5 protein-coding genes and 1 pseudogene are annotated in these 11,443 nt (G+C 43.7%); 4 read left to right on the forward strand and 2 right to left on the reverse strand.

Annotated elements, in window-relative coordinates; translation table 11 throughout:
* The first annotated feature begins 177 nt into the window (after window positions 1-177).
* The 3 genes from F6J94_RS21585 to F6J94_RS21595 all read left to right on the forward strand — a co-directional run bounded on the left by F6J94_RS21585 (window position 178) and on the right by F6J94_RS21595 (window position 9,644).
* Complete coding sequence (locus F6J94_RS21585) at window positions 178-2,673, forward strand: cellulose biosynthesis cyclic di-GMP-binding regulatory protein BcsB (protein WP_293044027.1); 2,496 nt, start codon at window positions 178-180, stop codon at window positions 2,671-2,673.
* Complete coding sequence (gene bcsA / locus F6J94_RS21590; RefSeq protein WP_293044030.1) at window positions 2,673-5,261, forward strand: UDP-forming cellulose synthase catalytic subunit; 2,589 nt, start codon at window positions 2,673-2,675, stop codon at window positions 5,259-5,261. Before F6J94_RS21585 ends, bcsA begins: the two co-directional genes overlap by 1 nt.
* A 696-nt stretch (window positions 5,262-5,957) precedes the next feature.
* A complete protein-coding gene (locus tag F6J94_RS21595) occupies window positions 5,958-9,644 on the forward strand; it encodes an NB-ARC domain-containing protein (protein WP_293044032.1) in 3,687 nt (1,228 codons plus the stop codon).
* Between the two features lies 1 nt (window position 9,645).
* Here F6J94_RS21595 and F6J94_RS21600 read toward each other — a convergent pair whose 3' ends face one another.
* Entirely contained in the window at window positions 9,646-9,810 is a 165-nt protein-coding gene (locus tag F6J94_RS21600; protein WP_293028936.1) for a hypothetical protein, read from the reverse strand.
* 172 nt (window positions 9,811-9,982) lie between these two features.
* On the opposite strand from F6J94_RS21600, the gene F6J94_RS21605 reads away from it, so the two are divergent.
* A complete protein-coding gene (locus F6J94_RS21605) occupies window positions 9,983-10,147 on the forward strand; it encodes a plasmid partition protein ParG (RefSeq protein WP_198954017.1) in 165 nt (54 codons plus the stop codon).
* A 1,080-nt stretch (window positions 10,148-11,227) separates the two neighbouring features.
* Here the strand turns inward: F6J94_RS21605 and F6J94_RS21610 are convergent.
* A pseudogene (locus F6J94_RS21610) lies at window positions 11,228-11,443 on the reverse strand (hypothetical protein); the annotation flags it as partial.

Here is an 11,443-nt window from a genome sequence, read left to right on the forward strand (position 1 = left end):
CATTTTCAGTAGGTAAGAATACTATTAAATTTGATGGTAGCGACCTCTATTCCGGTATGTATTTTTATTCGGTATAACTAGCTAGCTCCGGATTAGGTAGCGCTAGCCTTGTATGAATACCTAAACATCCCATGAGGCAATTTAATTTGTAATCAGAGTTAAAACTTCCTTCTGCTGATGAAACGCTTTTTTCGCAAGACTTTTGCCCATCTACCCAAAAAAACTCCTAGGTCACAGCCATCAGATGGTCACTCTAGCGCTAATCAAGCCTCTACTTCTGTGAGGTGTGATACTAAAGCAGATCATCGTCGGCATTCGTTCCAAAGATATTCTTTAGTCCTGCTATTATTCCTCAGCTGTAGTATTTCCATTGGGTTAAGCACAGGTTTAGTGTATGCCCAAAGTGATGGCAGTACCACCGATTCCAACAAAACCCTACGGGAGAGTACCATCGAGGAACTCAAGGAAAAATCTCAACCGACCTTTGCTTTACCTTCCCCACCAACTAAAGCTCCTGAGATCGATGCTCCTCCTGCTGGTCAGTACATCCTAGAATTCAATCGCAGCCCAGTAGTAGGGTCTCGTCTTAGTTTAAGAGGCATCTATGACGAGGCGCGGCTAGGGTTTACTCGTCCCCGAGATTGGCAACTCAAATCTGTCAAAGCCTTGATTCGCTTTCGCCATTCTCCAGCCCTCTATGCCACTCGCTCTAATCTTACCGTTCTAATTAATGGTGTTAGCGTTGGCAGTATTCCTCTCAACCGCCAGGAGGGGGAAATTGGGAATGTGCTCTTTAATATTCCTATGGACCAACTCCGTAACTACAACCAAATCACAATTGCGGCGCTACAGAATAACTCTCCTACCTGTACTCAAGACCCCTATGATCCTTCCCTATGGACAGAAATTCTGCCGGATTCAAAAATAGTCTTTGATTTTGAACCCCAACCGGTTTCTCTAGACTTCAATCGCTATCCTTACCCGATCTTTGATGACCTGAGCCTAGAACCAAATCAAATTACTTATCTGTTGCCCAAGGAGATTAATGATAATTGGTTAACTAGCACTGCTCGTTTCCAAGCTTCCTTAGGTAGGCTAGCGGATTATCGTCCCCTGAAGACTTCCTTAGTGAAATCTGTCAAAGAGGCCAGTGGAACGGGGATTAATCGCTTTTCTGGTAATCGGTTGGTAATCATCGGCACACCAGAACAACAGCCAGAACTCAAATCCCTGAAACTACCCCTTCCTGTAGCAAACAATCAGATTATCGATGCTAAGGAAAAAGCCTTACCACCCGATGTCGGGGTCTTAATGTTAACCAGCACTCCTGGCAATCAAGCCGCAGTATTGGTAGCAACAGGTAATGGGCCAGAAGGAGTGGCGAAAGCAGTACAGTTTTTAGTGCAATCCCAAGACCGTCAAATTGGTACCAGTCAAGTGATCTTAGTTGAAAAGCTCGACGAAGTGCCAACCCCTGCACCCCGTGATTGGCCAGACTATTTACCTCTAGAACCCACATTCAAGGTCAGCGACCTCAAAACTCCCTACAATCAGCCGATTGAGGATATCACAGTCAGGGGTTCTGATTCCCCACCCATTACGATTAACTTCCGGGCATTGCCGGATGATAAGTTTGAGGGGGATAACTATATGAACCTAATTTATAGCTACAGCCCCCAAATTAATCCCAAAACCTCAGTAGTGGAAGTCAAGCTAGATGGCATTGCCCTGATCGGCAAAAAGCTAACTTCCATCGATGGTGGAACTAGAGAATCCCTGAGGATTGCCCTGCCTAATGACAAAATTACCCCCTATTCTAAAATCCAGGTCGATTTTCGTCTTGATGCTCGGGAACGCCGCTCCTGTAGCAAAGTAACTGACCAACAGCTTTGGGGTACCTTGCACAGTGATACAAATTTTCAACTCCAGCGCACCAGTGTTGCCAAAGTGCCAGATTTGGGGTTGCTGAAAACGGGTTATCCCTTTGCTGCTCCTCAGGATTTATCGAATACCGTTATTGTGCTACCAAAAGACCCCTCAACTAGTGTACTGATGACATTACTAAAGTTCACTAACAGACTGGGACGGTTAAGCAAAGCGGAATCAATCCAGTTATCAGTTTACACCAAAGATTCTTTACCCACTGAGGAACGCAGTGACCATCATCTGGTAGGAATTGGTACTCAAGAGAAATTTCCTTTGCCCGAAATTTTATCCTCTAGTGGCTTGAAATTAAAAGATTTCTTGACACGGCAGCGCAGTGATAGTCAGATTAAAACCTGGTCTGATCATGATGGGGTGATCAAAGAAATTATCTCACCATGGAATAAAGAACGGGTGCTGCTTGCTCTAATTGCTCAAACCGAAAAAGGCTTAGATAAAGTCCAATATTTATTAAACCAAGACCCACTCTTCTATCAAATCAAGGGAGACACAGTACTGATTAGTGCTAACTCTGAAAATCCCAATATTTATGAACAAAATTCTTATAATATGGAGTTTTTCCAGGAAAAGCGAAAGCGTCAACTGGAAAAACCTGAGTTGACTCAGCAAATTTTTAACTTCATAATAAGAAGTTGGTTGATGTTAGCTCCAGCTATTATAGCTGCTACCATGATTAGTTACGGTGTTATTCAGTTTTATCTACAAAAAATGGCTAGGGATAGAAATTAATGACTATTCCATTTTTAAAGATTAGGTCAAAACCGGGTCAAAAAGGCTTGGTGACCACACCCCAACAGCGAGAGAAACTAACAGTCTGGGTAGTGGAAGACTTCCCCTATATATTTGACCAGATTTTACAGTGGCTAAGTCGTCGTCAATTGCTGTTGCTAATTGGATCTTTACTATTGCTATTCATTCCTCTAATTACTGCTCGCCCACCAATTTGGCAACAAGGCTTGCTTGCTTTAATTGTGTTACTGCTGGGACGGGTGATTATTCAGATGGAGGAAGATAAACCCAATCGTAAAACCAGTGAATATCTCCACTTATTGTTGGTTTTACTTAGCGTTTTTACTAGCCTACGCTATTTTTATTACCGCACTCGATATACCCTTAATTTTGAAGGGTGGCTGAATATCGTTTTTTGCTTGCTGTTGTATGGAGCAGAATTCTATGCGATCGCCACCTTATTTTTGGCGTACTTTCAAACCTTAAAAATCAAAGAACGTCAAGCGGTTAGTTTAGAAAATATTCCCCAAGAGGAGTGGTTTAGGGTTGATATTTACATTCCTACCTATAACGAAGATATCGAAATTGTCCGCAAAACAACCTTAGGGGCTGTAGCCATTGACTATCCGGCTGATAAAAAATCGGTTTATGTCCTTGATGATGGCAGAAAGTATCCAGAGCGTAGGGAAAAGTTGCGCCAAATGTGCGAGGAGCTAGGCTGCGAACTACTGACTAGGAATAACAATGATCATGCTAAAGCTGGCAATATCAATACGGCTTTTCACAATACCAAAGGAGATTTAGTCCTTATTCTCGATTGTGACCACATTCCCGCTAAAAGGTTATTGAAGGAAACTGTTGGCTTCTTTTTTAACCCTAAGGTTTCCTTTGTCCAAACACCCCACTGGTTTTATAACCCAGACCCCTTTGAGCGTAATCTGCTCACAGAAGGCAGAATACCTGTGGGTAATGAACTGTTTTATAAAGTGCTGCAAAAGGGCAATGATTTCTGGAATGCAGCTTTCTTTTGTGGGTCTGCGGCTGTGATTCGGAAAAAGCACGTGCTGGAAATCGGAGGTATTGCTACCGAAACAGTTACCGAAGACTGCCATACTGCGTTCCGTCTCCACTCATTGGGTTACGAGTCGGTCTATTACGACAAGATTATGGTGGCAGGTTTAGCGCCAGAGAAATTTTCGGCCTATATCGGTCAACAGGTACGTTGGGCTAGGGGAATGGCTCAGATTCTGCGCCTGGAAAATCCCTTGTTCAACCGGAAGGTGAGGTTGAGCCTACCCCAACGGTTGTGCTACACGAGTGCCACAGCCCACTTTTTCTTCGGCTTCCCGCGATTGATGTATGCGATCGCACCCACTCTATTCTTATTATTTGGCATCAATTCGGTTAAGGGTCTCGGTTTTGAAACCTTGTGCTATGCTCTGCCTCACGTTATTTTATCGATGCAGACCAACCACATTCCCTACAAGCACGTCCGTTTCTCCTTCTGGAACGAGATTTTTGAATTTGCCCTGTCATTCCAGGCGGGAATTGTTACCCTCTTAGCTCTGATTAATCCTAAGTTAGGGTCTTTCAATGTTACCGATAAAGGGATGAATGTTACCAAGCGCAGCTTTGATTTTGATTCGGTCAAGTACCTGGTGTTAGTGACAGTAGTGGCTACTGCTGCCTTGTTAACTGTACCCCTGTGGCTATGGTTAAGACCGGAGGATAGCCAAGCGGTGATTGTTAATGTGTTTTGGTCTATATTTAACTTAATCCTGCTGATGGCTGCTTGTCTAGTTGCTTTCGAGCAACCCCAACTCCGTCGTTCCCACCGGATGCCAAGGAAGTTAAAGGCTGTGATTCATACTCCACACCACCGTTGGAGAGGTGAAACCGTTAATATTAGTGAAAGTGGCGTCCAAATTCTGCTGAATACCGTACCCAACATCCCTGATGAAATTAGAGTGGAAATCGAAGGAGACTACGGACACAAGTGCTTGGTCCGAGGGCGGGTGATGCGAGAAGTTGCCATGGGGGAGCAGGTGAGGCTATATGTTGATTTTATTAATCTCACCCGTACTCAGCAAGATGATCTGGTGTTAGTTATTTATTCTGATGTCAATGAGTGGTATTCCCAGAGACGATCTGAGACAGACCATCCTCTGGAATCCCTTAAGTTTATTGCTACGAGTATCAGACGAGTCTTCCGTGAATTCCGACCAGCTAAAGAGACGAAGGTACGTCAAAAGATTCAAACGGCGGTGCAATTATATTGGGATTACTGGAAAAACTATTCCGTTAGCGCGACAATCACGGAAATTGGAACTCATGATTTACGGTTGGAATTAGATGGCAGGCAGATTAGCAATCTCGATATCATGCAGGACACTAAACCCATCGTCAGTTTACTGGTAACTCAAGAATCTAATAACTTAAAAGATATTAGTTTTTTGGCTCAGGTGCAAACTATAGAGCCAGTTGATAGCGGATCTGTTAATTCGATTGCGATCGAGTTAAGTTTCCCAAAATCAATGGAAGAGCAGCAACAGCTCAAAATTCGACAGCTTCTGTATAGCTTGGATTGATAGTAAATGGAACAAGGAATAGGGAAAATGAACCTCCTGTTTCTAGACCTATTATAGTAACAGGTGTAATAACAGGTGTCAAGGCAAAATGAAAGATAAAACAGTGATGATTAGGTTGACTGACTTTGAAAAGCGACAACTTAAACAGGAGGCCGAACGCGCCCCGCGTGACCTACGGTCAATCGTAGAGGGATGACTTCCTCCGAGTTGCTCAGAAGCTTGATAGCTCCTTTCCCCGAACGCGCCCCGCGTCGGCGAAAGCCGAATCCCAAAGACCCTGTCCGCGATTCATCCCTGGAGACGAAACCGATAGATAGGGTCGCCAAAATCGGCAAAGTTTTCCGTTCGCCTACGGCGAATTTAATTCGCCACGGGTCACACCTGTTTTACCCATAACCGACTAACCATAAAGGCGACCCTATCCTTACGGTAACTTTAAACACTCATGGCGTAGCATTGAGATGTGGGGCTTCTCGCGGAGTCAGCTAAAATTCAGGTAACATTGTAATGTGGATTGGTCTGATTGAGGTAACTAGACCGATTTTTTTTTACCCTAAATTGCTGCACTCTCTACCAAATAAGCTTTTTCGGCTATTGTGTCACCCCCTGATCCATAAAACCTAACACCTACGACCTTAACTGTTAGTAAATCACAATATTCTATTATAGCAGAATAAACTATAATCAAAACTGTATATGAACCTTGAAGACGCTCTGGAATTCGCCAATGCCTTAGTGTTTGCCAAATCGGGGAATCATCTCACTGATTTACAGCAAGCCTTAATTGAGGCATCTTGGTCTTGGAAGCGTCAGAGTTATGATACTATTGCAGATACCTATGGCTATGCCCCGACTTACCTCAAACATGATGTCGGTCCCAAGCTGTGGAAACTTCTCTCAGAGGCTTTGGGGGAAAGAGTCAGTAAAAAGAACTTTCGCTCAGCAATCGAACGAAGGTGGCGCAGTGAACAGGAAACGATCCCCTCGAACCAACCAGTAACTCGACAGGAAACAGATGGGATTGGCCTAAGGCCACGCTACAGGAACGCAAAACCACGTCAAGATTGGTCAGAAGCCGTTGATGTTCGTTTCTTTTATGGAAGACAATCAGAACTAGCCCAGTTGCAGCAATGGATTCTGAGCGAACACTGTCGGCTAGTGGCCTTGTTAGGTATGGGCGGCATGGGCAAAACCTCCCTCTCCATCAAGCTTGCCCAACAACTCCAAAACCAGTTTGAGTTTGTTATTTGGCGCTCCCTACGTAATGCTCCTGACCTATCAGAGATTTTGACTCAGTTGCTGAGATTTCTATCCAATCAGCAAGACATTGATTTACCAGATACCACAGACGATAAAATTTCCCGACTGCTGAATTATTTACGCTCCCACCGCTGTTTGCTAGTTCTCGACAATATGGAGACAATTTTACAAGGGGGAGCTCAAAGCAATGCTGCTGGACATTATCAAGCTGGATATGAAGAATACGGTCAACTATTGAGACGGTGGGGAGAAACCTCCCATCAAAGCTGCTTAGTACTAACCTCTCGGGAGAAGCCTCAAGAAATTGGACTGCTAGAAGCAGAAGTTCTACCTGTTCGCTCCCTACAACTAAGTGGCTTAACAACCGCTGAAGGACAAGAAATTTTTAATATAATCGGGTCTTTTAAAGGTGAAGAAAGGGAATGGAATCAGTTAATTACAGGGTATTCTGGTAATCCCTTAGCTCTAAAAATTGTGGCCACAACAATTCATAAATTATTCGCGGGTAATATTGCAGAATTTTTAAATCAAGATGCGATAATATTCGGTAATTTTAAAAATCTTTTAGATCAGCATTTTGCCCGATTAAGCGATCCAGAACGAACAGTAATTTTTTGGCTCGCCATCAATCGAGAAGAAGCCTCATTTGCTGACTTACGAGATGATATATTCCCTCCTGTCCCACCCCAACAACTGATCGACACCTTGGAATCCTTAGAACAGCGATCGCTTGTGGAAAGAAAAGCGTCTCTGTTTTCCCTACAACCGGTGGTGATGGAATACGTAACTGAACGCTTGGTTGAGCAAATTTGTGAAGACATTATTGCTGGGGTAAGCGCCATTAATAACACTAATAACTGGGAAAATTACCTATTTAGAACTCATGCTATCCTCAAAGCTCAGACCAAAGATTATCTTAGAAATACTCAAATTCGTATCATTATAAAACCCATTCTAGAGCGTCTACAGATTGCTTTAACGGGTAAGGATAACCTAGAAAAACATCTAAATCAGATTCTCGACACGCTTCGAGGCAAACCTCCCTTAGCCATTGGCTACGCTGGTGGAAATATTATTAATCTCCTTTGTCAACAGCAAATCTGTTTAAAAGGCTATGATTTTTCAAGAGTTACCATTTGGCAAGCTTATCTACAAGGGGTGGATTTACAAGATGTCAATTTCGCTCACTCCGATTTATCTAAGTCAGTGTTTACTAAAACCTTAGGAGTAGTATTTGGGGTAGCGTTTAGTCCTGATGGTAAGCTTTTAGCTACTGGAGATGTGGAAGGTCAGTTGCGTTTATGGCAAGTCGAGAATGGTAAGCCAATTTTAATTTGCAAAGGTCATACTGGTTGGGTTTGGTCTGTTGTCTTTAGTCCTGATGGTAATACCCTAGCCAGTTGCAGTAGTGACAAAACTATTAAACTATGGAATGTCAGCACAGGTCAGTGTATTAAAACTTTAGAAGGCCATACCAGTTCTATTTGGTCAGTAGCATTCAGTAGGGATGGTAAAACCCTAGCCAGTGGTAGTGATGAATCAACAGTAAGGCTTTGGGATGTAAACACTGGTGAATGCCGTCAGGTATGTCAGGGACACACCGGTCAAGTCCTTGCGGTGGCCTTTAGTGCAGATGGTAAAACCTTAGCCAGTGGTAGTGATGACCAGACAATGAGACTGTGGGATCTTAGTACTGGTGAATGTCGCCAGATCTGTCATGGTCATACTAATCGGATTTGGTCTGTTAATTTTAGTCCCGATGGTGCTATCTTAGCCAGTGCAAGTGCTGACTTTACCATTAAATTGTGGGACCGATGCACAGGTGAATGTCTCAACACCTTAACTAACCATAGCGATAGAGTAAGGTCGGTGATGTTTAGTGCAGATGGGCAAACCCTAGTCAGTGGCAGTGATGACCAGACGGTGAGACTGTGGAATGTCAGCAGTGGTGAATGCCTGAACTACCTACAAGGACACACCAATTCTATATTTTCAGTGGCATTTAATCGGGATGGTCGCACCGTAGCTAGTGGCAGCAGTGACCAAACCGTACGTCTATGGAATAGCAACACAGGTCGATGTCTTAAAATTCTACAAGGATATACTAATTCTGTATTTTCAGCAGTATTCAGTCCCAATGGTCAACAATTAGCCAGTGCCAGTACTGACAAAATGGTCAGGTTGTGGGATGTCAGTAGTGATAGCTGTTTAAAGAGACTGGAGGGACACACCGGTTGGGTGACTTCTGTGGCATTTCATCCCAATGGTGAAATTCTCGCTAGCAGCAGCGCTGACCAAACCATACACTTGTGGTCAGTGAGAACAGGTCAATGCCTGAAAGTATTGCGCGGTCACTCCTATTGGGTGCAATCCGTTAGCTTTAGTCCTCTTGGTGAGATTCTTGCCAGTAGTGGTGATGACAAAACCATCCGGTTATGGGATGTCAATACTGGTGAATGTTTTAAGATATTACGGGGTCACACCAGTTGGATTTGGTCTGTTACCTTCAGTCGAGACGGTCAAACCCTAGCCAGTGGTAGTGAAGACGAAACCATACGCTTATGGAATGTCAGCAGTAGTGAATGTCTCAAGGTTTTACAGGGTCACACTAGTCGAGTACAGTCGGTAGCGTTTAGTCCTGATGGCAAAACCCTAGTTAGTAGCAGTGGAGACCAAACTGTTCGGGTTTGGGATGTTAGGACTGGGGAATGTGTCAGGATTTTACGAGGCCATAGTAAAGGTGTCTGGTCTGTCGCCTTTAGTCCTGATGGTGAATTGATTGCCAGTGGTAGCTTAGATCAAACCATTAGGCTTTGGCAAGCAAGTACGGGTAACTATCTGAGAACCTTACATGGTCATAGGAATTCAGTACGGTCATCGATTGGGTTTAGTCCTGTAAAACATCAAGATCACCAGGGTAGGTCTGATCAAGAACAGGTGAGCAGTTATTGGCTTACCAGTGGCAGTAATGATGGGACTATTAAAGTTTGGGATACTCACACAGGTCAGTGTATTAAAACCCTGATTCCTGATCGACCTTACCAAGGTATGAATATCACAGGGGTTACGGGTTTGACCCTAGCACAGAAGTCAGCACTGGAAGCGTTGGGGGCGCTGAGTTGATCTAGAGAAGATGGGAACGAAACACGAGTTCAAATTGGGTGTCAGGGATTCGCTGACGGGATCCTTCTGTATAAGAGCAAGTGCGGTAGCGACCGATGATTACCCATTGGGTTGGGGGAACTAGAGGAGTCGCTGCCCAAGGCTGGAGGTTTTGTGGATAAGCCATAATGTAGCTATCTCCGTTGAACAATCGAGTAGTAGCCAGCCGATGAACTCTGAAGCGTCGGCGCGCGGGCTTTTCCCATCCTACCTCATCCCTGGGAAAATAAATTTATAAATTTTGTAAAAAAAATCATTGATGCCAGAATGGAGTAAAGTTGTTTACTGGTAGTAGGACAGTGGCTGAAGAATCAATACGGGTTTATCTATCCAAAGATAAAAAAAAGAACTTTAAAGCAGCTTGTGTTATGCAAGACAGGGACATGAGCGATGTTGTCAATGAATTAATTGACAAGTGGCTTGATCAAAATGGCGTATATATACATGGAGAAAAGGAGACATGAATAAATACTGAAGTGCTATCGGTAATAGCTTTACAGACTTATGCGTTCGCGCAGCGTCGGGCTTTGCCCGAATCGCATTTCAGTATCTCTTGTTGTATCTCATTTTGATGCCTTACTATAATCCTTTTAAGTCTGGCATTAAAACCATGCTTAGCCAGCATACTATGACCAAAAAAATTTGGGTTTAAAGCCCCGTCCTTTTAGGACGGCTTTAAGCTATTATTGATGTTAGCGGTAAAGGGCACACATAAAAAGCGAAGTAGGTCTAGCGGACGGCTTCTAATCCGGAACCCTGGTAGCAAAAATCCGCGCATCTTGTACAAATGTGGAAGCTGGGCAAGAGAAATTAAAAATCTCCACCACCTAGTACCGCTGGGCGCAATTAAAAATTAAAAATTCTTCAATGGTTACTATAGCGTTTTCACATCTGATGTTAAAGCGCTATACTTCCTTGTTGATATCAGAGCTGACAGCTATGAGCTGTCAGTCATTGACGTAGTGACATACTCCCACACTGACTCTGCTCTTACAGAGCCGCTTCGCGAACGAGTTCAGTGTGGGCTTCTTACCAACTCCAGCCATCGCTTTGGATACACGGTAAGCTTTATTAACGACACGGTCAGAAGTTACCGCTTAAAGAGTGGAGCCTTTATGGTTAGCAGGCTATGCAGAAAAGGGTTAAAACTTTATGATTAAGGCTCCACTCTTCTAAGGTTTCGTCTCCGGGATGCCCCTCCGCGCCGGAACAATAAATAAGTTCTATTTTTTAATTAGTAGGTGGCGGTTAGCTCTTAATTTGTCTTCCCTACTTCTTTTATTATAGACGATCTTCAATCGTAATTGTTCCCTATTACATAAATATCTTGTGCAAAATTCATCCCACACCTATGCGCAGCATAGGTGTGGGATGAATTTTGCCGGACAGCTAACTGACCTAAGTGTTTTAATACTCTAGCCACAGTATATAGATCATTGCCACGATTCAGCACAGAGAACTGATTAGAAAAAGCATATTGCAGTTTATCTTGTCGAATCAGTTTTAGAAAAATAAATTCACGGCCATTGTCTTGATGCAGTCGCTCATGAAGGAAACCACGGCAGCGCGGTCATGGGGGGAACCCCCATGACCGCGCTGCCTCCCCAAGACCGTAATGGTGCGTTTTCACCAATAATATAGAATGGTGGGCGATAAAAATCAGCAATTCTCAACAATGGGGATAGCACCACCATTTTGACAATCGGTTCTACCATGGGATACTCAGATAAGTGAAGATAGTCATCCTTGACTCGATCTAA

Origin of the sequence: Moorena sp. SIO1F2 (genome assembly GCF_010672755.1) — a bacterium.
Taxonomy (GTDB): domain Bacteria; phylum Cyanobacteriota; class Cyanobacteriia; order Cyanobacteriales; family Coleofasciculaceae; genus Moorena.